Annotated in this window: 22 protein-coding genes, 1 pseudogene and 1 other annotated feature; of the genes and pseudogenes, 19 read left to right on the forward strand and 4 right to left on the reverse strand. The window is 33.3% G+C overall.

Annotation, left to right across the window (positions count from 1 at the left end; genetic code table 11):
* Positions 1–77: 77 nt before the first annotated feature.
* From LpgJCM5343_RS02715 to LpgJCM5343_RS02750, 8 genes and pseudogenes are all read left to right on the forward strand, one after another.
* Entirely contained in the window at positions 78–518 is a 441-nt protein-coding gene (locus tag LpgJCM5343_RS02715) for a MarR family winged helix-turn-helix transcriptional regulator (protein ID WP_101890475.1), read from the forward strand.
* Positions 519–2253, forward strand: a pseudogene (locus LpgJCM5343_RS02720) (ABC transporter ATP-binding protein). It abuts the gene before it with no gap.
* On the forward strand, positions 2246–4015 hold the full coding sequence (locus LpgJCM5343_RS02725) for an ABC transporter ATP-binding protein (protein WP_101890477.1): 1770 nt from the start codon (positions 2246–2248) through the stop codon (positions 4013–4015). The pseudogene LpgJCM5343_RS02720 and the gene LpgJCM5343_RS02725 overlap by 8 nt, the downstream one beginning before the upstream one ends.
* Positions 4016–4064: 49 nt before the next feature.
* Positions 4065–4886: a transporter substrate-binding domain-containing protein gene (locus LpgJCM5343_RS02730; protein WP_039157137.1), complete on the forward strand. Its 822-nt coding sequence runs from the start codon at positions 4065–4067 to the stop codon at positions 4884–4886.
* A 56-nt stretch (positions 4887–4942) separates the two neighbouring features.
* Positions 4943–5191: a binding site (T-box leader), on the forward strand.
* Between the two features lie 144 nt (positions 5192–5335).
* Complete coding sequence (locus tag LpgJCM5343_RS02735; protein WP_003647627.1) at positions 5336–6085, forward strand: amino acid ABC transporter ATP-binding protein; 750 nt, start codon at positions 5336–5338, stop codon at positions 6083–6085.
* 1 nt (position 6086) lies between these two features.
* Entirely contained in the window at positions 6087–6911 is an 825-nt protein-coding gene (locus LpgJCM5343_RS02740; RefSeq protein WP_101890478.1) for a transporter substrate-binding domain-containing protein, read from the forward strand.
* The gene (locus LpgJCM5343_RS02745) at positions 6908–7546 is read left to right on the forward strand and encodes an amino acid ABC transporter permease (protein WP_003647625.1); all 639 of its coding nucleotides are present in this window, start codon (positions 6908–6910) and stop codon (positions 7544–7546) included. The genes LpgJCM5343_RS02740 and LpgJCM5343_RS02745 overlap by 4 nt, the downstream gene beginning before the upstream one ends.
* A gap of 13 nt (positions 7547–7559) precedes the next feature.
* Complete coding sequence (locus LpgJCM5343_RS02750) at positions 7560–8210, forward strand: amino acid ABC transporter permease (protein WP_048684948.1); 651 nt, start codon at positions 7560–7562, stop codon at positions 8208–8210.
* Positions 8211–8256: 46 nt separating this feature from the next.
* On the opposite strand, the gene LpgJCM5343_RS02755 is transcribed toward LpgJCM5343_RS02750, so the two are convergent.
* The 3 genes from LpgJCM5343_RS02755 to treR form a co-directional block, all read right to left on the reverse strand.
* Positions 8257–8559 (reverse strand): Rpn family recombination-promoting nuclease/putative transposase, encoded by a 303-nt coding sequence (locus LpgJCM5343_RS02755; RefSeq protein ID WP_003649227.1) that lies wholly within the window; start codon positions 8557–8559, stop codon positions 8257–8259.
* 213 nt (positions 8560–8772) lie between these two features.
* Positions 8773–10431, reverse strand: a complete 1659-nt coding sequence (treC, locus tag LpgJCM5343_RS02760; RefSeq protein WP_101890479.1) for an alpha,alpha-phosphotrehalase — start codon at positions 10429–10431, stop codon at positions 8773–8775.
* A 13-nt stretch (positions 10432–10444) separates the two neighbouring features.
* The gene (treR, locus tag LpgJCM5343_RS02765; protein WP_101890480.1) at positions 10445–11170 is read right to left on the reverse strand and encodes a trehalose operon repressor; all 726 of its coding nucleotides are present in this window, start codon (positions 11168–11170) and stop codon (positions 10445–10447) included.
* A gap of 194 nt (positions 11171–11364) precedes the next feature.
* Here treR and LpgJCM5343_RS02770 point away from each other — a divergent pair, with 194 nt between their 5' ends.
* Together LpgJCM5343_RS02770 and LpgJCM5343_RS02775 are read left to right on the forward strand one after the other, a co-directional pair.
* Positions 11365–13293: a PTS sugar transporter subunit IIABC gene (locus LpgJCM5343_RS02770; protein ID WP_113576197.1), complete on the forward strand. Its 1929-nt coding sequence runs from the start codon at positions 11365–11367 to the stop codon at positions 13291–13293.
* A 142-nt stretch (positions 13294–13435) separates the two neighbouring features.
* Positions 13436–14230, forward strand: coding sequence for a DUF4097 family beta strand repeat-containing protein (locus LpgJCM5343_RS02775; protein ID WP_003649223.1), 795 nt, complete (start codon positions 13436–13438; stop codon positions 14228–14230).
* Between the two features lie 40 nt (positions 14231–14270).
* Here the strand turns inward: LpgJCM5343_RS02775 and udk are convergent, their stop codons facing one another.
* The gene (gene udk, locus LpgJCM5343_RS02780) at positions 14271–14906 is read right to left on the reverse strand and encodes a uridine kinase (RefSeq protein WP_003649222.1); all 636 of its coding nucleotides are present in this window, start codon (positions 14904–14906) and stop codon (positions 14271–14273) included.
* A 161-nt stretch (positions 14907–15067) separates the two neighbouring features.
* Here udk and LpgJCM5343_RS02785 point away from each other — a divergent pair, with 161 nt between their 5' ends.
* From LpgJCM5343_RS02785 to LpgJCM5343_RS09715, 9 genes are all read left to right on the forward strand, one after another.
* Positions 15068–16435, forward strand: a complete 1368-nt coding sequence (locus LpgJCM5343_RS02785; RefSeq protein ID WP_048684932.1) for an MFS transporter — start codon at positions 15068–15070, stop codon at positions 16433–16435.
* A gap of 142 nt (positions 16436–16577) precedes the next feature.
* Positions 16578–16730: a hypothetical protein gene (locus tag LpgJCM5343_RS02790; protein ID WP_003649220.1), complete on the forward strand. Its 153-nt coding sequence runs from the start codon at positions 16578–16580 to the stop codon at positions 16728–16730.
* Entirely contained in the window at positions 16721–18040 is a 1320-nt protein-coding gene (locus LpgJCM5343_RS02795; protein WP_223890308.1) for a sensor histidine kinase, read from the forward strand. The genes LpgJCM5343_RS02790 and LpgJCM5343_RS02795 overlap by 10 nt, the downstream gene beginning before the upstream one ends.
* Positions 18037–18834, forward strand: a complete 798-nt coding sequence (locus LpgJCM5343_RS02800) for a LytR/AlgR family response regulator transcription factor (RefSeq protein WP_003649217.1) — start codon at positions 18037–18039, stop codon at positions 18832–18834. The genes LpgJCM5343_RS02795 and LpgJCM5343_RS02800 overlap by 4 nt, the downstream gene beginning before the upstream one ends.
* A 12-nt stretch (positions 18835–18846) precedes the next feature.
* Entirely contained in the window at positions 18847–21006 is a 2160-nt protein-coding gene (locus LpgJCM5343_RS02805) for a peptide cleavage/export ABC transporter (protein WP_101890482.1), read from the forward strand.
* Positions 21007–21016: 10 nt separating this feature from the next.
* The gene (locus tag LpgJCM5343_RS02810) at positions 21017–21610 is read left to right on the forward strand and encodes an HlyD family efflux transporter periplasmic adaptor subunit (RefSeq protein WP_003649215.1); all 594 of its coding nucleotides are present in this window, start codon (positions 21017–21019) and stop codon (positions 21608–21610) included.
* A gap of 301 nt (positions 21611–21911) precedes the next feature.
* Positions 21912–22139, forward strand: a complete 228-nt coding sequence (locus LpgJCM5343_RS02820; RefSeq protein ID WP_049159833.1) for a Blp family class II bacteriocin — start codon at positions 21912–21914, stop codon at positions 22137–22139.
* 9 nt (positions 22140–22148) lie between these two features.
* Positions 22149–22346, forward strand: a complete 198-nt coding sequence (locus LpgJCM5343_RS02825) for a Blp family class II bacteriocin (RefSeq protein ID WP_003649213.1) — start codon at positions 22149–22151, stop codon at positions 22344–22346.
* 15 nt (positions 22347–22361) lie between these two features.
* Complete coding sequence (locus tag LpgJCM5343_RS09715; RefSeq protein WP_101890483.1) at positions 22362–22700, forward strand: LacI family bacteriocin immunity protein; 339 nt, start codon at positions 22362–22364, stop codon at positions 22698–22700.
* The last annotated feature ends 563 nt before the right edge of the window (positions 22701–23263 follow it).

The following is a 23263-nucleotide window of genomic DNA, read 5'->3' on the forward strand; positions in this document are numbered from 1 at the left end:
ATTGACAAATAGTCCTTGTAGATACTAATATAATTAAACGATTAGTATCTACAGGGACTATTTTTGCGAGGCAAAGCATGGAACTAAGTGAAACAGAAAAATTAAATTTTGCGATTATTCGTGGTAGTAAGGCTTATGAAGAATGGGATAGACAGCAAGGCATGCCTGCTTATTTAACGATTATCTTGTATGAATTACTATTACGCAAAAGATTGACACAAAAGGACTTAGTTTATCTAAGTGACTTACCTAAACAATCAATTAATAAAGGGATTCATCGTTTATTAGAAAAGGATTATTTGAAATTAACAATTGATCCGGATGACAATCGAGTAAAGTATTGTCAGTTGACTGAATCTGGTAAAAAATATGCCAAGGAAAAAATGACACCCTTATTTGAAATAGAAAATAAAGTAGCTCAAAAGATGGGTGCGCAAAAGATGAAACAATTGGTAGCTCTAAATGAAGAATGGAGTGAAACATTTTGGAGATTTTTAAGAAAGAAGGGAGAAAAATAAATGCAGATTTTGAAGCCGCATTTCAAAAAATATCGTAAAGAAATTATTTTGGCAGTTATCACCATTTTGGTTTCAGCTTTTGCAACCTTATGGCAACCGCGATTGTTAGAAAACATTCAAAAAGCAATTTTAGCTGATAATCATGATACTGTTTTAAGAGATGGGATTGGGTTAGTAGTACTTGGTTTATTAGCGATTATTGCCGGAATTTTTAATGTATATTATGCTGCAAAAATTGCCCAGGGAATAACTTCAGATTTACGAGAAGAAACTTATGCAAAAATTCAGAGCTTTTCATTTGGAAATATTGAGAAGTTTTCTAGTGGTTCTTTAGTAGTACGTTTAATTAACGATATGAACCAAGTTATGAATATGATGATGATCTTGTTCATGCAGCTGCTTAGAATGCCGATAATTTTGATTGGTTCATTTGTATTAAGTATTGTTACTATTCCTCATTATTGGTGGGCTCCAGTATTAATGCTTGCTTTAATGATGGGTGTTGGCTTTATTGTTATTCAAAATATGAACCAGCTGTTTGCCAAGTTTCAAAAATATATGGATAAAATTTCTACTCGTGTAAAGGAAAATTTACAGGGTGTTCGTGTAGTTAAATCTTTTAATCAAGGTGAAAATGAAATCAAGAGATTTAATAAGACTTCTGATAGTTTGAATGAGTTAAACATTAAAATTGGTTATTGGATTTCTACTATATATGCCAGCATTTATGCTAATTGCTTATTTAGTAATTGCATTAGTAGTCTTTTTAGTAGGCCGCAGTGCTAATTTAAATCCAACTGATGTAGCTGTTGTATCACCATATGTTTCTTATATTTTAACTTTGCTCTTTGCAATTTTAATTGGGGGCTTTGTGATTATGAACTTCACCCGTGGGATGGTTTCTTTGAGAAGAATTAAGGAAGTTCTTGATACTGAGCCGGATGTTCAATTTAATCCCAATGCTTCAGCTGCACCAGAAAAAGGTAGTATTGAATTCGATAATGTTTCTTTTACTTATCCAGATGGGGATAAGCCAACTCTGAAAAATATTTCCTTTAAAGTAAAGCCAGGAGAGATGGTTGGTATTGTTGGAGCAACTGGATCGGGTAAGAGTACGCTTGCTCAACTTATTCCGCGTCTTTATGATCCAACTGAAGGAATGATCAAAATTGGTGTCAAAGATTTAAAAACTATTGGTGAAAAAGCTCTTCGTAATACAGTTTCAATGGTTTTGCAAAAAGCAATTTTATTCTCTGGTACAATTGCATCTAACTTACGGCAAGGTAAAGAAGATGCAACCGATTATGAATTGAAGCGTGCTTCAGAAATTGCACAAGCGCAAGAATTTGTAGGTCAATATCCAGATGAATTCGATCATGAGGTTGAAGAGCGATCAGCCAATTTCTCCGGCGGTCAAAAGCAACGTTTATCTATTGCTCGCGGTGTAATCGGTCAACCACCTATTTTAATTTTGGATGATTCAACTTCAGCCTTGGATGCTAAATCTGAAAAATTGGTTCAAGAGGCTCTAGAACATGATCTAAAGGATACTACAACAGTAATTATTGCTGAAAAAATTGTGTCAGTAATGAATGCTGATAAAATTTTAGTTTTAGATGATGGAAAACTCGTCGCTGAAGGGACTCATGAAGAGCTATTAAAGACTTCTCCAATTTATCAAGATATTTATCGCACACAAAAAGCTAAAGAAAAGAGAGGCGAGATTGATGAGTAATACTAAAAAAGCCTTGAAATATTTTGCTAAGTATCTGAAGAATTACTGGAAAGGAGTTACGGTAGTTGTAGTCCTTTCCTTGGTTTCGACTTTAAGTCAAGTTTTAGGACCGCTTTTCCTGGGAAATGCTGTTCAAGAATTGACTAAAGCTGTCAGCAAAGTAGCTAGTCGCAGTCATGATTTAAGTAGTTTTTATCAGTCTCTTGGCTCAATGGTCAGCGTTTATGCAGCAGGAATTGTTGCTTCGTTCATTGCTTGGATGGTAATGTCTAAATTTACTGCGAACGCTACAAATGACATGAGAGAGAACTTATTTGCCAAGTTTCAGAGGATGCTAATTCGTTATTTCGATACTCATCAAGATGGAAAGTTATTATCTTTGTTTAATTCAGATTTAGATAATATTTTTAACGCCTTAAATAATGCAATTTTTGAAATTATTTCTCAAGGTGCATTATTAATCGGAACAATTATTATGATGTTTATTGTTAATCCAGTGATGGCTTGGTTTACAATAGCTACAACCCCGTTTATTTTGATAATTAGTTTAGTCATTATGAAAAAGGCACGGATTTATTTAGACAAGCAGCAAGATAAAATCAGTGACCTTAACGGATATGTTAATGAACAGATTAATGGTGAAAAAGTTATTATTACTAATGGCTTACAAAAAGAATCTGTTCAAAACTTTAAAAAATATAATAACGATGTTCGTAGCGCTATGTTTAAGGGGCAATTTTATTCTGGAATGCTTTTCCCATTATTACAAGGAATTTCTTTATTGAACTTAGCTATTGTAATTGGTGGAGGTGCATGGCTAATTGTTAGCGGTCAGGTAAGTGGAGCAGTGGGTTTAGGATTAATTGTTGCTTTTGTTGAATATTCGCAAACATATTTCCAGCCTTTAACTCAATTAACTTCTATTTATTCTATGACTCAACTTGCTTTAACCGGTGCAAGAAGATTGGCTACTGTTGAAGAGCAAGATGAAGAAGATACTGTGCCAAATGGCAAAGTTTTACAAGGAATTGAAAAAGGCGTTAAGCTTGAAAATGTGCATTTTGGTTATAACGCTGATAAAGAAATTTTGCATGGTGTTTCAATTGACGTTGATAAGGGGAAATCTGTTGCCGTAGTTGGTCCAACTGGATCAGGGAAAACAACTATTATGAACTTGATTAATCGCTTCTACGATGTTAATAGTGGAAAAGTAACCTTTGATGGCGTTGATGTGCGTGATATTACGCTTGAATCTTTAAGAAATAATGTAGGTATTGTTTTACAAGATTCAGTACTGTTTACTGGAACAGTTGAAGAGAATATTAAGTATGGTAAGCCAACTGCAAGTCGAGAAGAAGTAATTGCAGCAGCAAAAGAAGCGAATATTCATGACTTTATCATGACGCTTCCTGAAGGTTATGATACTCAAGTTTCGGAAGAAAATTCGGTCTTTTCTACTGGCCAGAAACAATTAATTTCGATTGCTAGAACTATTTTGACTGATCCAGAATTTTTGATTTTAGATGAGGCCACTTCTAATGTTGATACAGTTACTGAGTCTAAAATTCAAAAGGCAATGGATGCTGTTATTGCAGGCAGAACGAGCTTTGTTATTGCTCACCGTTTGAAGACAATTCTAAATTCAGATAAAATAGTAGTATTGAAAGACGGAAATGTCATCGAAGAAGGAAACCACGACGAGCTGATTAAGAAGCGTGGATTTTACTACGGACTATATACTAACCAAATGGCATTTGAATAATTTAGAGGGATCTTTTCCCTCTAATTTTAGTTAGGGGGGAAACAAAAAAGTGAAAAGAAAGCTACGAATTTTTTCTTTATTTACTGTTTTATTGAGCGTTTTTCTACTATCAGCATGTCAAAAAAATACGCGGAATGTATATCAAGAAGTCAAAAAAAGCAATGAAATTACCTGGGGCGTTAAAGCTGATACCCGTTTATTCGGTTTAATGAGCATTAAAACTGGAAAGATTGAAGGCTTTGAGGTTGATTTAGCCAATGCATTGACCAAAGAAATGCTGGGAAAAAATGCTAAAGCCAGCTTTGTACAAACTACTGCTAAAACCAAAATTCCGCTGTTAAAGAATGGAAATATTGATGCAGTTTTAGCTGCAATGACAATTACACCAGAGCGTAAAAAACAAATTGATTTTAGTAATCCATACTTTTATGCTGGTCAATCTTTGCTAGTTAAGGAAGATTCATCAATTAGAAATGTTCAAGATTTAAATGGGAAAATAGCATTAGCTGTTAAAGGTACAACAGCTGTCGCTAATGTTAAAAAATTTGCTCCCAAAGCAAAGGTATTAGAATTTGACGATTATGGTCAAGCATTTACTGCACTAAAGGCAGGTCAAGGGCAAGCGATGACAACTGATAATGGTTTACTTGCCGGAATTGCTACTGAAAATAAAGGCTATAAGCTTGTTGGTGGTACATACACAAATGAACCATACGGTATTGCCGTGAATAAGGGACAGAAGCAAATGAAGAATGCAATTAATCGTGCTCTAAATAAATTAAAAAAAGATGGGACGTATAATGCCTTAGTAAAGAAGTGGTTTAGCGGTATTCCAGGCTTTAATATTAAAGAGGCTGAAGGTGAAAAATAAATTTTTTACTTGCCTTTTTTGAAAAAATATTATTAAATGTAATCAACATTTAAATTTAAAAAGCGATGAAAAGAAAAGTAAATAATTTATTTCTTTTAGTGAGTTAACGGTAGTGGAAAAGTTAGCAGACCCTGGATTATTGAAAGACACTTTTACAATGCTGCTGGCTGAAATCTTTAATGAGAGTAAGTTTAGCCGTAAGCGGTACGTTATCTAGCCGCTGGAGCATGTTTGTGCTCTAGTCAAGTTGGTCTTTAAGTAGACAATTTAGGTGGTACCGCGGAAAAAAGCCTTTCGTCCTGAGAAATCTAGGAGCGAGGGGCTTTTTTCTTTACTCCAAATTAAAAAAGGAGTTATGTCTGAGTAAGCAATAGCTAAGCTATATTAAAGTTAATTTTAATAATTTTAGAGTAGAATGAAAAGTGAGTAAAAAAGAGAGGGGAAGCACAATGGCTGCAATTATTGATTTTAAGCATGTAAATAAGTACTATGGTAAATTCCATGCTTTAAAGGATATAAATTTAAGTATTGAAGAGGGTCAAGTTGTTTCAATTATTGGACCATCTGGTTCTGGTAAGAGTACTTTGATTCGAACAATGAATGGACTAGAGCGAATCAATTCTGGTACTTTAATGGTTACTGGCTATGATCTAGCAGATAAGCATACGGATTTAAACAAAATTCGTAAAAATGTGGGAATGGTTTTCCAGCATTTTAACTTGTATGACAACCATACTGTGCTTGAAAATATAACTTTAGCTCCTAAGATTGTTTTACACCGTCCAGAGAAGGAAAACCACGATATTGCAATGGATCTTTTGAAAAAAGTGGGTCTTGAAGAAAAGGCTAATATGTATCCAAGACAGTTATCTGGTGGGCAAAAGCAACGTGTTGCAATTGCTCGTTCATTAGCAATGAGACCAAAAGCTATTTTATTTGATGAACCAACTAGTGCGCTTGACCCAGAAATGATTCAAGATGTTTTAGATGTTATGAAGTATGTAGCAGATCAAGGAATTACAATGGTTGTTGTAACTCATGAAATGGGCTTTGCTCGTGAAGTTGGAGATAGACTTATTTTCTTTGATCAAGGAAGAATTTTAGAAGATGCTAAGCCAGAAGAGTTCTTTGAACATCCTAAGACTGAACGTGCACGTCAATTTTTAAGTAAGGTTATTACTGAAAAGCTAGGTGGCTAAAATGAAAAAATCAATTAAGATTTTTATTTTACCTTTGGTATTAGGTTTACTGATTACTTTAACTGGATGTGCCAAGAAGCAAAAATCAAGTAATGTTTATGAACAGGTTAAAGCAAGTAAAACCATTACTTGGGGCGTTAAGGCTGATACGCGATTATTTGGTTTAATGAGTATTAAAACTGGAAAAATCGAAGGTTTTGAAGTAGATTTAGCAAAGGCTTTAACTAAACAAATGTTAGGTAAAAATGCAAAAGCTGAATTTGTGCAAACTACGCCTAAGACGAGAATTCCGTTACTTAAAAATGGTAATATTGATGCAATTTTAGCAACAATGACAATTACACCCGATCGTAAAAAACAAGTAACTTTTAGTGAACCATATTTTACTGCAGGTCAATCTTTACTAGTTAAGGATAATTCAACTATTAAAAATGTTAAGGATCTTAATGGTAAAACGGCTCTAGCTGTTAAGGGAACAACAGCAGTTGATAATGTTAAAAAATTTGCACCAAAAGCAAAGGTTTTAGAGTATGACGATTATGGTCAAGCTTTTACGGCCTTAAAAGCAGGACAAGGTCAAGCAATGACTACTGATAATGGCTTGCTTGCCGGAATTGCTAGTGAAAATAAGGGGTATAAGTTAGTTGGTGGTACCTACACCAGTGAACCTTACGGAATTGCTGTAGAAAAGGGACAAACTGGTTTTGCTGATCGCATTAACAAGGCACTAAATGAATTAAAGAAAAACGGAACATATCATCATTTGTTAGTTAAATGGTTCAATGGTATTCCAGGATTTAACATTAAGGAGGTTGAAAATTCGTGATAGGGATTTTAACAAATCACTGGTCTGAATTCTTATCAGGCTTTTGGAACACAATCTTATGTAGTCTAATTGCCCTGTTCTTTAGTTTAATTCTTGGGGTAGGCTTTGCTTTATTAGAAGTTGCACCGAATAAGTTTGGTAGAGCAGTGGCACATGTCTATATTGAAATTTTCCGTAACATTCCTTTGCTAGTTATTACAATGATTTTTTACCTTGTTGTACCGCAAATTTGGTTTAAGGTATCAGGTTTTGCAGCTGGAACAATTGGATTAACCTTGTATACTTCAGCTTTTATTGCAGAAACTGTTAGGGCAGGAATTAACTCAGTTGGAGATGGACAAATGGAAGGAGCTCGTTCAAATGGGATGACTTATACGCAAGCAATGCGATACGTTATTTTGCCACAGGCTCTAAAGATTGTAATTCCTCCATTGGGCAATCAATTTATTAACTTAATTAAAAACTCATCGGTATTAGCCTTTGTAGCCGGTTTTGACTTGATGTATCAAGCAGATGTCATAGCTTTTTCATCTTTTGAAACTATTAATACCTATGTTGTTGTAGGTTTATTTTACTTAATTTTAACCTTGCCATTAAGTTACTACATGCGTCACTTGGAAAAGAAATTAGCCTAGGGAGGAGAAAAAGATGGAAAACTTTATTCATGCATATTCTTGGATTAACATTCGCTTTCTCTTACAAGGTTTGTGGGTGACTATATATGTATCCTTAATATCAATTGCCTTGAGTTTTATTCTAGGATTAGTATTCGGCTTTATTCGATATGTGAAGATCAAATATCTTTCAACTATTGTTGGTTTTGTAATTGATATTATAAGAAATTTACCGCTATTGCTGATAATCTTCTTTACGTACTTTGGATTGCCAGAGTTGGGAATTGTTACTAATCCAACAGTAGCATCGATTATTGCTTTGGTAGTATTTGAAGGAGCAATGCTTGCTGAAATTGTTAGAAGTGGAATTGCTGCTGTGGATCCGGGACAAATGGAAGGAGCTCGTTCAAATGGGATGACCTATATGCAGGCGATGTATCATGTGATCATTCCGCAAGCTCTTAATAAGATGATCCCGTCCCTTCTGTCACAATTCGTTTCATTAGTTAAAGACACATCACTTGCAACAATTATTGTTTTGCCAGAGTTATTGTTTCATGCACAGATTATTTACAGTCAAAATACGACATATTTGATTCCAATGTATGTAATTATTGCAATTATGTATTTCATTGTTTGTTTCTCGCTTTCAATGATTGCTAAGCATTTGCAAAGTAAGTATTAATTATATGAAAAACCACGTGAGTTCAACTCACGTGGTTTTTTGTTGATTAATTATTTTTTATAAATTGTTTTAGTTCTTTTTGAGAGAAGTATGAACCATAATCTTCAGTTAATTGTTTTAAAATGAAGTCATTGCTAGCATTCAATTTTCTACTGAGCTTAATCATTTTCTTAATAGCGTCAATTCGTTCTTCTTCTTTTCCCGTTTTTTCTCCAACATATCGCATATCGTCAAGTTTCATTTGGTAATCCATGAGCTCTTTCCTTCTTTCTGGATTAGTTTTATATTTCTCAACATCGCTTTGTAACTTTTGAATAAAGCTATCATTTGTATTAATTTTACCACGCATTAAATCAAAAAATCCTTGCAGACGGGCAGTTAGTTAACCCAGCTAAAGATGGGATCAGCGGTGATATTAGCTTCATCAACCCGTTTTTCTAATTCTTTCCTATCCATAGAAAACTCCTTTAAGTGTATTAGAGAAAGATCTCTAATCTTAATTACGCAAAAGGGAGTTTTCTTTTTTTGAAAAGAAAAAGAAGATCAATCTGATCTTCTTAAATTAAAGTTTGATTGCTAAAGCTTCATAAGGCTTTAATTGCAAGGCTGAAGGCAGAGAAGCAAGATTTTTATCGTAATTTTGAATTAAAATATGCCCCGCCTTATTTAAATATTCAGCAGGTATTTTAACTTCAGTTTCTTTGCCATAGAAGTTCGCAAATACTAAAAGTTTTTCATTAGAGTCATCTAAATAACGCTCATAGGCCATAACTTGTGGGTGTTCCATTAAAAATGGTTTGATGTGACCTTCAGAGATCAATTTTTCTGATTTTCTGAGTTTAATTAATTTTTGATAGAAATTAAAAATTTCACCATCCTGTAGTTCTTTTTCAACGTTAATTTTATCTTGGTCTGTTGGCATGAGCCAAGGTTTGTGGCCACTAAAACCAGCATATTGAGAATTATCCCAGTGCATTGGAACCCTTGAGTTATCGCGAGCTTTAGACTGAACAATTTCAAAAGCTTCTTTTTCATCAATACCTTTTTTGATTAATGCGTCATAGGCATTCAAAGCTTCGACGTCCACATAATCCCTCATGGAAGTATAGTGAGGATCCATCATACCAATTTCTTCACCCATATAAATGTAAGGCGTTCCGCGTAGTAGATGAAGAGCAAGAGCTAACATCTCAGCAGATTTATTGTGATATTTTCCAGTATCACCGAATCGATTTAATGCCCAAGGCTGGTCGTGATTATTCCAGAATAGAGCTTGCCAGCCACCACCTTGATCAATCTTACTATTCCAGGTAAGCATAATATCTTTTAATTTCTTAAAGTCAAAAGGCATCTTAGACCATTTTTCACCGTTTTTATAGTCAACTTTGAGGTGATGAAAGGTGAAGACCATTGAAAGCTCATGATCTTCTGGACGGGTATAAGCAATTGAATTTTCAATTGTAGTTGATGACATTTCTCCAACAGTAACTGATTCTGGGTCTTGACCGAAGGATTTGGCATTTAATTCTTTTAAATATTGCTGCACCACTGGTGTATCAGTATAAAGGGATTTTTCTTGCACCGGATCTGTTGAGTTAACTAAGGTAGTATCTTTCCCTGTAACGTTGATTACGTCAAAGCGGAAGCCGTGAACTCCTTTATTACGCCAAAAGTTTACAACATCTATTAAGGCAGCACGAACTTCAGGATTATGCCAGTCAAGATCTGCTTGAGTTGGGTCATAGAGGTGGAGATAGTAGTAATCGGTGTCGCCAAATTTTGACCAAGCTGGACCACCAAATTTTGATTGCCAGTTATTAGGTAGTTGTTCATCCTTACCTTTTCTAAGATAAAAGAATTTTTGATACTTTTTATCTCCGGCTAGAGCTTTTTTAAACCATTCATGTTCCGTTGAACAGTGATTTAAAACCATGTCTAGCATCACATTAACATTAATTGCTTTTAATTTAGCGACTAGTTCTTCGAAGTCGCTCATTGTTCCGAATCGAGGATCAATTTTTTTATAATCAGCAATGTCATAGCCGTTGTCATTTTGTGGAGAAACAAAAAATGGGTTAAACCAAATGAAGTCTACATTTAGCTTTTTGATATAGTCGATTTTTTCAATGATGCCACGTAAGTCGCCGATACCATCATTATTTGAGTCATAAAAAGATTTTGGGTAAATTTGATAAATTACTTTATTGCCTAAATTATTCATTGCTGATTCCTTTCTAAAATTTAATCTTTTTTCTGCGAGCAAAATCCACAAATTTGAATTTGTCAGGTCGATGATAGGACAGGGTTAATTCGAATTTAGTTGTGTCAGCTAAATAATTTCTACTTGCAACTAGCACTGCAAGTTTATTGTCTAATTGAAGTAAATCTTGAATTCTCTTGTCAACTTTACAAACAGAAATTTCTTTCGTTGCATAGGAAATTTCTAATTTTTCTTTATTTTCTAAATAATTATAAATAGAAGTTTCTGCGGCATCTTTTGGAAGTGAATTAATAGGAGGAGAAAGCAAATAGTCGCAATCTAAGACATCAGCTTGTCCTTCTATTAATCGCAAGCGTTCAAGATGAAAACCAGCACTGTTTTTTTCTTCAGGAAAATATTTGATAAAGCTAGTTGGCAAATGATCTTCTTTTTGTAAAAGTAAAACTTTTGTTTCTGCTTTAAGTCCTAATTGATTATTCAATTCTGCAAAACTGCTAATTCCTGAAATGGGAAAAGTGTAGCGATCGAGATTTAAAACTATTGAACCTTTTCCACGAATCTTCTGAATTAAGCCTAGGTCGGTTAAGCTAGTAAGTGCTTTTCGAATTGTTTCTCTTGAAGCACCATATAAGTCCATTAATTGATGTTCACTAGGGAGATATTCGCCAGGTTTATATTGTTGATGCTTAATTTTATCAACTAAATCTTGAGCAATAGCACTAACTTTAGATTGAGCCATAAAAAATCCTCCTTTGTCTTTAATTATATACACTTGTTTAGACAAGTAAAGCAAAACTTTTTCATCTATAAAATACTTAATTTAAAAGAAAAGTAAGCTTTTTCATAAAATAGTATTGACAGCTTGTACAGACAAGTATAATATTTAAATCAAGATACGTGAAAGCGGATACTTTCAAAGAGGAGAATGAAATTATGGTACAAGATACTACTAATTTATTAGCTCCAGCTACTGGAGCGGTTATTGCTTTAGCTAAGACTTCAGATCCTATTTTTTCTCAAGGAACAATGGGAGATGGATTTGGTTTGACCCCAACTATTGGAAAGGTTGTAGCACCTGTTTCAGGAAAAATCAGTATGGTTGCCGATACTAAACATGCTGTCGGAATCGTTACTAACGAAGGGCTAGAAGTACTAGTCCACATGGGCGTTGATACAGTCGGCTTAAAGGGTGCACCATTCACGATTAAGATTGAAAATGGTCAAGAAGTTAAGGCCGGTGATGAAATTGCTGAAATGGATTTAGATGAAATCAAAGCTAAGGGATTAGATACAACAATCATGGTTTTGATTACTAATTCAGCTGACAAGATTTCAGGACTTGATGTAACTGAAGGTGAAGCAAAAGCTGGTGAAGTTGTAGCAACGGCTTACTTAAAGACGGCAGAAGCAGAAGACACTTCAAGCAAAAAATTATCTTATCCAGAGTTAGCTTCTTTTATTATTAAAAATGTCGGCGGTAAGGAGAATGTTAATAATGTAATTCACTGTATTACACGCTTACGTTTTTACTTAAAAGATGAAAGTAAAGCAAATGATGATGTTTTAAAAAATCAACGTGGAATTTTAGACGTGATGCATGCGTCAGGACAATATCAGGTTGTAATTGGTAATGAAGTAACTAATGTCTTTGATGAAGTAGTTAAGCAATTAGGACCTTTAGATAGTGAAGCAGCTCCTGCTCCAGAAGATGACGGTAAAAATCCAGTTTCAAAAGCTTTTGGTAATTTAATTGGATTTATCACTGGTTCAATGAGTCCAATTATCGGTGTAATTGCTGCAGCTGGTATTATTAAAGGTATTTTGGCATTGCTTACTCTGCCACAATTAGGTAGTTTACTTAGTGTCAAGAGTACAGCCTATATCACTACTAGCGCAATTGCTGATTCGGCTTTCTTCTTCTTGCCAGTTCTAGTTGGTTACTGCGCAGCTAAAAGATTGAATTCTGATCCAATCATCGCAGCAGTAATTGGTGGAGTATTAGTTTATCCGCAGTTAGTTGAATGGGGCAAAGCCTTTAAGACAATGTTTGAAGTTGGCGGAATTAAGTTTGAATTTTTGAACTATACTTACTCAATTTTCCCAATGATTTTAGCCGCATGGCTTGCTAAGAAGTGTGAAGATTGGCTTAAGAAATGGCTACCATCGTACTTACAAATGATTTTTATTCCATTAATTACTGTTTTAGTAGTTTCAGCATTGACTTTAATGGTAACCGGCCCAATTATTCAAGGTGTTGCTAATGGTATTGCAGTCTTCATCAACTGGTTAGTTCATGCATCTGGCTGGATTGGTGGATTTATTATTGGTGGTTTCTACCAAGTATTGGTTATCTTTGGTTTGCACTGGGGTGTTGTACCGCTTGTTGCACAACAAATTGCTGGAACTGGTGAAAGTGCATTGAACGCAATTATTTGTTCATCAATGATTGCTCAAGGTGCTGCCGTATTAGCGGTAGCTATTAAGTCTAAGAAAGAAGACTTAAAGGAATTAGGTTTTGCTTCAACTATTTCTGCAATGTGTGGTGTTACTGAACCAGCTGTTTATGGTATTAGTTTAAGATATAAGAAAGTATTTATTTCTGGTTGTATTGGTTCTGCATTTGGTGGTCTTGTTACTGGTTTAATGCACGGAACAATGTATGGCTTTACTGGTGGATTAATTGGATTTTATTCATTCTTTAATCCTAAGCATCCTACTGATTTATCTAGCTTCTATACATTTTTGATTGCTAGTGCTGTAACAATTGTGGTTTCATTTATCGTAACTTGGGTTTGGGGCTACAATGATAGCATGGTTCAAGGAGCTAAGGTTGCAAAGAAAAAGAGACCTGGTAGTAAGTAAAAGAATTTATTTAAATTAGATAAAAAATAAAACAACGTTGAAAATTTCAGCGTTGTTTTTTGCGTTTAGGAGTTGCAAATATTAAATCATATTAATATAATTAATAATAATTTAATTAAGTCGTGGATTAGGGGGAAAGGCTATGATTTTTGAAAAGCTTTTTTCTAAAGAGAATAAAAAAGATGAGATAGTTGATGTAAAGTTAAGTGATAAAAAGTTCAATGAATTAAGAATAAAGCTAAGTATTGGAGACGTAACAGTTGAACAAGGCGAGAATTTTTCGGTTAATTTTACTGGGAAAAGACACTACTTACCGCTTATTCGCTTAGAAGATGGTAAACTACGACTTAAGCAAAAAATGAATTTGATTGAAAAGGGAGAAGCTCACTTAAAAGTTGTAATTCCTGCAAAGGCTACTTTGGATAGTCTTGATATTCAAACTAGTAGCGGTGATATTGAGATAGTTGATATTAAGACTGAAAAAGCTTATCTTAAATCGACTGAAGGCAGAGTCAGAGTAAGACGAGTGGCGATAGCTGAGTCACTTCTTGAATCAACAGATGGAAATGTAACAGTACGAAATAGTGATCTGGCCGATGGCAAGTTAGCGACATATGATGGCGAAATCAAAGTATCGGGATCTATTTTATCTAAGATTTCTTTAAATGTAACAGATGGAGATATGAATCTAACTGATGTTACGATTGACGAAGGCAGCGCAAATTTAAAGGCTGGCAACTTTACGCTCGATCATGCTGTATTTAAGAGTGATTATGAAATAAAGAATATTGAAGGAAATAATACTGTTTGGAGTGCAAATTTAAAATATGCCCATGTAAGAACGGCAAATGGTTTAAATAATATTTCGTTTGATCCACAACCTTCAGGCGTTGTTTTAACAATGACAACGGTAGATGGAGATAATGTAGTTGAGTAGAAAAAAATAAACCTCGTAGAGTAACCTACGAGGTTTATTTCTATTTAACGTTACTTAAAACTGAACGAATTTTAGTAGTAAGCATATCAATTGCTACATCATTTTCGCCGCCTTCTGGAACGATGATGTCAGCGTAGCGTTTAGTTGGTTCAATGAATTGATTGTACATTGGTTTAACGGTCTTTAAGTATTGATCAATAACTGAATGAACTGAACGACCACGTTCTTGCGTGTCGCGCTCTAATCGTCTAATGAAACGAATGTCATCATCAGTATCGACGAAGACCTTGATGCTCATTAAGTTACGTAAGTTTTCTTCACCAAGGACGAGAATACCTTCTAGGATAATAATATCAGCTGGTTCGGTGTGAATAGTCTTTTCACTTCTAGTATGAGCAGTAAAATCATAAACTGGCATTTCAACTGCCTTATAGTCCATTAATTGACGAAGTTGGTCAACAAGTAGTGGCATGTCAAAGGCATCGGGATGATCGTAGTTAATCTTCTTACGCTCTGACATTGATAAGTCATCGTTATTTTTGTAATAAGAATCTTGCGTCATAATTAAAATATGGTCATCTTGTTGTAATTGGTCATAAATTTCATGGGCAATGGTCGTTTTACCACTACCTGAACCACCGGCAATTCCAATGATAATAGGGCGTTTACTTTGCACGATTAAAATCTCCTTTTTTAAACTATTACAATAATACCTTAAAATTACGCTCTGTGATAGATTTACAGGCAATAATATTGACAAATATGTGTTTTTTCTGAACATGTGAAGTAAAATAAAATTGAAAGTGTGATATATGGTTTTAAAAAGAAGGTTTTACTTTGACTGCTCAAGAAAAAGCCGCAATCAAGAATTGGAATCCCCGATATCGGAGAAATGTTTATTTATATCTATGGATTTACGGAATTTTAGGTGCGGTAACTGGAATTACTAATGATGCAGCTTTGTCATACTTTGATATAGTAGCACCAGGATTAATTTCAGGTCTGAATATCTTTAATGCGATTACTGCATTATTAATGTCGTTGATGATTGTTTGGGTGCATGAATTAGGTTATCGTAAAATTTTGTTGATTTTGCCGCCTTTAACTTCTATTTTCCTGGCGTTGACTACTATTACAACTAATCAAATAATTATTATGTTTGCCTACATTATTTCATGGACTGCAATTGGAGTTTATGACTTAATGTATCCTTTGATGTGGACTTCTTATGTACCTAAAGAAATCAGAACTAAGATGTTTACAGTAGTAATGGTTGTAAACTTAGTTGCTCAAACTATCTTAACTTTTATCGGTGGAAAAGCAGTAGTGTACTTCTTTAGTAAGATGCAGGGTATTTCTTATGATATTGCTTCTAATCTATCTGCTCATACCGCCCAATTAAGTGGAAGTTATCTAGCTAATTATACCAATGCCTTTAGAATAGTATTGATTTTGACTGCTTTAGTTAATGTAGTTGCTTTTGTATTAGCAATCTTTATTAAAGATGAGCCAAAGGACTATCGAACCGTGGGGATGAAAAAACCGCAAACGCCAGAAGAGAAGAAAAAAGCTTTTGAAGCTTTGATTAATAAAAAGACGATTATGTGGATCTTGTATATTGCAGGTATTCAACTAGGTGCTAGATTGGTTGTTCCTTATATTCCAATTTATTTGAATGATTATCTGCATATTCCCCGGGGAATTACCTCAACAATTAATACATTTCAGACCGCAGCAATGTTTATTGGATATTTCTTTGCTCCATTCTTAGCCAAGAAGCTAGGTGCCATTGTTTCTATTGCTGCTGGGACCTTAACTTGTGCACCGTTAATGTTTTTAATGGCTAACGGTCGACACTTCGGCACTGGAATTACTCTTTTTGTAATTGTAGGGGTTTTGCTATTCTTACGTAGTGGTTTAGCAAATGCAACAATGCCGATTCAGCAAGAAGTACAGATGATTATTGTTGATAAAGATATGCGTCCAGCCTTTACTGCTGTGGTTCAGATTGCATATGCGGTAATTGGAATAATTGATGGATTATTTACAGCCTTTTACTTACTTAAGACGCCAGCTGGGTATGCGAATGCATACTACATTGCGACTGCTCTATATGTAGTAGTAAGTATCTTATTAATTGTAATGTTTGCTAAGCAATATAACTGGATCTTAGATGAGAAAAAGAGCACATCTAATGAAAAATAGTTAATTGATAACTTAAGAATAATAATAAAATACCGAATTAGTCGTAAAAGTGACTGATTCGGTATTTTTGGTATTTTCGAGGGATGAAAGATGGTAATATTTAAGACATAAAAATAATATTTATTATTTAAGGAGAAGAATAATGAAAGAAATTAGAAAAGAAAATATTGTTAAAACTACTACTTTGAGTGAAGAAGAAATGATTGAAGTTGTTGGTGGTACTAGAGTAAATGGTTTTGTTAATGGAAATTTTAGTAAAGGTATATTTTACTGGACGCGCAACATTTGGAAATAAAAATGTTGTTAGTTTATAGCTTTTTAATGCTTATTTCTGGAATAACTGATTTATGGATATTTTTTAGAGTTTCTCAAATTGCAGCTAGTAAAAAAAATATTTTGATTCTCGGTGGAGTGTTATTCTTACTTCCAATTTTATGTGGAGGAGTTGTTGAACTAGCCACTTTTTTGGAAATTTTATTTTTCATATTTTATTTTAGAAAGAGTAAAGAAAAAAATTTGGCTATTGGGGCAATTTTAATTGTAGGAGTTGTAGATTCCATAATAGATATACTAAGTAGTATCTTAATGGAGCTTTTGCATATTGAGGATATAATTTATCTTAATTTATTAGTCCAAATTAGTATTATACTTCTTGCAGTTTTTATAATTGAGATCTTCTATAAGTATCTTCACTCATATTTAATGAATGAAAATCACAATGTGTTTATAGGACTGTTGATCTATCTATATGTTTCCACTACTTTAACAATGACTTTTTATGGACAAACCCAGAAAAATGCATCGTTAAGTATGTTTTTTACAATTTTTGTATTAATTCAAATAGTTTTTGCTATGGCGACTTACGTGGAACTAATAAATTTTCAAAAGCATCTTTTAAAAAAATCACAACAAGATAAATTAATAAAAGAGCAAAAACAATTACAAGACTATGCGCAATATCTCGAAGAGAGCGAAGATGAGTTACGTGCTTTTCGGCATGATTATCGAAATATGTTTAACTCATTAAAAATCAGTGCACAAGAAGGAAATACTAAAGAAGTAATCCAAAAGCTTGATGAATATACTAAGGCCAATTTAAATGCAAAAGCATTTGAAAAATATAGAGATGTTAATCATATAAAAATAAAATCTCTCAAAAGTATCATTATTGCTAAGTTAACAGAAATGTATAGAGAACATATTCCATATAATTTTGAATGTAGCAGTGAAATTACGAAATTGCCTAAAAATATTAATGAAATAGATTTAGTCAGAATCGTCGGTATAAGTTGTGACAATGCGATTGAAGAAAGCAAAGTATTAATAGAGCAAAATCAAGAAGCTCATATTGAAATTATGGCTTATTCAAACGAACGTGGTGAATTTGAATATGAAATACAAAATAAACGAGGTGATTCTGAAATTTCAATTAAACAAATACAACAAAACGGTTATTCAACAAAGAAAAGTCACTCTGGCTTGGGCTTAGCCAATATCAATAGTATTAAAAATAAATATGAAAATATGACTATTTCTTATGAAGTGCCTGAAGGATACTTTGATTTCTATCTCGTGATTGAACCAGAGGAGGAAAGTGAAGAATGAAATATTCCGTAATCGTTTGTGATGATGACGAAGTATTAGCAAAAAATTTAGCGAAAAATATTAAATATGCAGTTAGTAACTTTACCGATGATAATCCAGTCTACGAAAATATTGAAATCAATTTAGAGCTAGTTGCTAATACATTTGAGCAAGTTGTAAGTTATGTAGTTGCTAATGATATTCAAAATGCAATTTACTTTTTAGATATTGAATTAAGTCAAAATTCAAAAGCTAAAAACGGAGTAGACTTAGCAGAATTTATTAAAAAGCAAGATCCAAATGCACAAATAATTTTTGTTACTGCTTATGACAAATATGCTCCTTTAACTTATCGTAGAAGAATTGGTGCTATTGATTATATTAATAAGGCCTTAGATTCAAGAGAAATGATGCAGCGATTAGAAGAAACCTTGACTGGCGCCGTTCAAAGTATCAATAATCTTATGAAATCAGGAAGAAAAGAACTTATCTATAAAATTGGACGGAGAGTTAATAAAGTTGAAGACACGACTATTTATTATCTTGAAAATAGTACTTCACAACACAAAGTTAATTTGATAACTGAAACTGGTGTAGCTGAATTCAGAAGTAATATCTCCAAAATTAACGAAGAAAATGATTTTTTAGTTAAGGTATCTCAATCTTGTGTAGTAAATCCAAATAATATCAACAGCATCGACTTTTCAAAAAAGACAATAAAGTTTCCTAATGGAGATGAAGTAGTGTTCGCTCGTAGTTGCAGAAAAACTGTTGAGGATCTATTAAATAAATATCCAGAAATTAATGTTAAGTAAAAGGTAAGACTTATGTTATTCAAATATAAATGCGTATACGTGCCACAAGTGGATGAGATGGATTGCGGCGTTGCTTGTCTAGCAATGATCTTAAAGCAATATCATTCTCGCGTATCTTTAGCACATTTACGTCATGAAGCTCGTACTAATCTTGAAGGCACAACTGCTTTAGGACTAGTGAAGACAGCACAAAAATTTAATTTCAAAACAGAAGCCGTAAAAGCAGATATGTCTTTATTTGATGAGAATAGTATTCAATATCCTTTTATTGCCCACGTCCTAAAACAAGGAGAACTACTTCATTATTACGTAGTTCTTAAAAATGCTAAGAATTATTTAGTAATTGCAGATCCTAATCCATCAGTTGGTGTAGTAAAGATGCCAAAAGACAAATTTGCTCAAGAATGGACTGGTGTTGCACTCTTTATGGTTCCTAACGAAGACTTTGAACCAATCAAAGAAAAGAAGAATAATTTATGGTCTCTCTTTCCATATATGTTTAAACAAAAGCGGCTGATGATTAACATCATTTTAGCCGCTTTATTAATGACCATAATTAGTATCTGTAGTTCATATTTTGTTCAAGGAATAATTGATACTTACATTCCAGATGGAACCTATCAGACTCTTTCGATCTTAGCTGTTGGACTATTAATTGCTTATGTCTTTAATTCAATTTTTTCTTATGGACAGAATTTTTTATTAAATATTTTAGGTCAAAGATTAAGTATTGATCTAAATCTGCGATACATCAGGCATATTTTTGAATTACCAATGGAATTCTTTGTAACAAGAAGAACGGGTGAAATTACTTCGCGTTTTTCTGATGCAAGTAGAATTATTGACGCTTTGGCAAGTACAGTTATTTCGCTCTTCTTAGATCTCTCAATTGTGATTGTGATGGGATTAGTCTTAGCAGCACAAAATATGACATTATTTGGGATTACACTGTTAGCTTTGCCTATTTATGCAGTTGTAATTCTAGGTTTTACTAAAAAGTTTGAAAAACTAAATAACGAACAAATGGAAAGTAATGCTGTTTTGAGTTCTTCAGTTATTGAAGATATTCAAGGAATTGAAACTATTAAAGCTTTAAATAGTGAGAATACAAGATATAGAAGAATCGATAGTCAGTTTGTAGATTACTTAAAGAAGTCATTTAAATATAGTAAGACTGAGAGTTTACAGACAGCACTCAAGACATTTATTCAATTATCTCTTAATGTAATTGTTCTTTGGGTTGGTGCAAAGATTGTAATGCAAGGACAATTGAGCATTGGTCAGTTAATGACGTTCAATGCATTGCTGGCATATTTCATTGATCCCTTGCAAAGTATTATTAATTTACAACCGCGACTTCAATCAGCTAGTGTTGCTCAAAATCGATTAAATGAGGTCTATCAAGTAAAAAGTGAATTCAATCAGAAGGCTACTATTGAAGATCGTAAGCTCCTAGAAGGAAATATTGAATATAAGAATGTGGATTATAGCTATGGTTATGGCACAGATGTCTTAAAAGATATTAATCTCAAAATTAGCCAGGGCGAAAAATTAACGATTGTTGGAATGAGTGGTTCTGGAAAATCTACGATGGTTAAGTTGTTAGTAGATTTCTTTTCGCCAAGTAAAGGTCAGGTTACATTAAATGGACATGCAACAAGTGAGATTGATAAGCATACGTTGCGGTCATATGTAAATTATGTACCTCAAACTCCATATATCTTTTCTGGAACAGTTAAAGAGAATTTGTTGTTAGGTTGTAGGCCAGATATCACTGAAGAAGATGTAATAAAGGCTTGTCAAATTGCTGAGATTGACCAAGAAATAGCTAATCTACCTTTGCAATTTGAAACAAAATTAGATGAAAATGCCAAAATTTTATCTGGTGGACAAAAACAAAGGTTAACTATTGCCCGGGCATTACTATCTCCTGCAAAGGTATTTATTTTTGATGAAGTAACAAGTGGCTTAGATACAATTACTGAGAAGAAAGTGATTGATAATTTGATGAAGCTAAAGGATAAGACAATTATCTTTATTGCGCATCGACTAGCAATTGCAGAACGGGCAGACAAGGTAGTTGTAATTGATCATGGTCAAATAGTTGAAGAAGGCAGCCACAGCGAATTGATGAGTAAGCATGGTTTTTACTATGACTTAGTGAAGGGATAGGTGAGTACAGATGGATGCAAAAGAGTATGAAAGTACAGAATTCTATTCCTATAAGTTCAAGAATTTCTCGACAATGATTATTATTCCAGCCGCTATTTTTGTTCTACTTTTATTTATTGGATCTTTTTTTGCTGTTAGACAGAGTACAGTCTCTTCGGTTGGCGTTGTTGAACCAACGGTTGTAATTAATCAGAAAAATGTTAGCTATGATGAGGGACAAGTCGTTACAAAACATGGTCAAAAATGGGTAGCTCATGTTGATCAAGATAGTGGGATTAGTTTAATGCCTGTTATGAAAGCTAAAGGAAAAGTGAGGATTGTTACCTATGTGCCCACTAATAAAATCTCGTCTATTAAGAAGGGGCAGAAGTTAAACTTTTCTGTACCTACAGTAGACGGCTTGAATAGTAGATTAACTGGTAAGGTAAAGGAGATTGGTGTTTATCCAATAAATGTGAACAAGCAAAGTATGTATGAAGTTATTTCGATTGCCAAAGTTAGTGATATAAATGTTAAGTACGGAATGCAAGGTAATGCCACAATAGTGACAGGTCGTAGCACATATTTTAACTATTTTTTAGATAAGGTATTGAATAAAAGATAAATTTGATAGAATAAAAAATTAAAATTTTATTAATCTAAAGATAAAAATATAAGTGAATAAAAAAGAGATGTTAGATAAGAATATTGATTTGCAAAGAGCAATATTTCATATAAAGCAAGATATTAATTTGTATTCTGTAGTGTATGGATTTAAATTGCCTGAAACTTAATTTTGGGAACGAATTTGGATAAAATATACTGTTTTGGTTAGTAAGTAAGCAATATTAATCCATATAAAAAATAAATTGTTTTTTACAGTAGGCTAAATATATAAAGATTATTAATTATAGGAGGTCTTTATTATGAAAAATTTTAATACATTATCATTTGAAACATTGGCTAACATAGTTGGTGGGAGAAATAATTGGGCTGCTAATATAGGTGGAGTAGGTGGAGCGACAGTCGCTGGATGGGCTCTTGGAAATGCAGTTTGCGGTCCTGCTTGTGGCTTTGTTGGAGCACACTATGTTCCAATAGCATGGGCTGGCGTAACGGCAGCTACTGGTGGATTCGGAAAGATAAGAAAGTAGGGAATTAATATGGCTTTAAAAACATTAGAAAAACATGAATTAAGAAATGTAATGGGTGGAAACAAGTGGGGGAATGCTGTAATAGGAGCTGCTACGGGAGCTACTCGCGGAGTAAGTTGGTGCAGAGGATTCGGACCATGGGGAATGACTGCCTGTGGCTTAGGAGGTGCTGCAATTGGAGGATATCTGGGATATAAGAGTAATTAATTTATATAGAGATTTATGTTATTCTTTGTAACTATTATTAATGTAATACTTTTTTTAGGTAACTTGTATCAAACGGGCTTTAATTATTTTAACTTTAATCAATTGCAAGCACTTTTACTAACTATTTTTCTTATTGTTACTGTAATAGTTATCGCTATTAATAAAAAATTAGAAAGAGGTTATGATCTTTCTGTTTTTGCACTTTATTTGTATTGGCCAATTTATGTTTTTGAAGTTAAATTATATAATTCAACAAATTATAAAGATGGAATAGAATTTTGGGTTTATTTCGTACTAATTTTGGCCATATCGTTTGTAATAGGAAAAATATTAAAAAGAATCATAAGAAAGTAATAATAAAACTGAAAGTACTAAATTAGTTTTTGAATGACTGATTTAGTGCTTTTTCTACTTTCTCCTTTATTTAAGTAAATATGAAAATCTAATAGATTTACTTAATGTTAAGCTTATTTTATAAAATTTTGAAAGAGATGGGATTACATGGAATTAAATAAGAAAATCACTACATTAATGTATCTGGGAAAAACTCAGAAATTAAGAAATGCTATTAAATCTTGATATTAATAAACCTTGGTTTAATAACGTTTTTCTTTTGAGTAAAAGTCCAGAATTAACTAAAAATAGACTTCTTTCCCAGACACTACTTATCGTTTTGTTTGCTAAGCCAGTAAATGCGCAAGAAGTATAAAATACATAACTTCAAGAAATAAAAATAGAAAAGTATGCTGATGTATCACCTCAGAAATATGAAAACAATGTTTGAGATCAAATATGACTCAAGTTAAGGATTTAATTAGTAAACGCGATAATAAAGAATATTTGCTTTATATTGGACGTCCAACTTGTTATTACTGTCGTGAATTTTTTCAGCATTAAAGGAATTTAATCGGGTAACA

It is taken from the genome of Lactobacillus paragasseri (assembly GCF_003584685.1).
In the GTDB taxonomy this organism is placed as follows: domain Bacteria; phylum Bacillota; class Bacilli; order Lactobacillales; family Lactobacillaceae; genus Lactobacillus; species Lactobacillus paragasseri.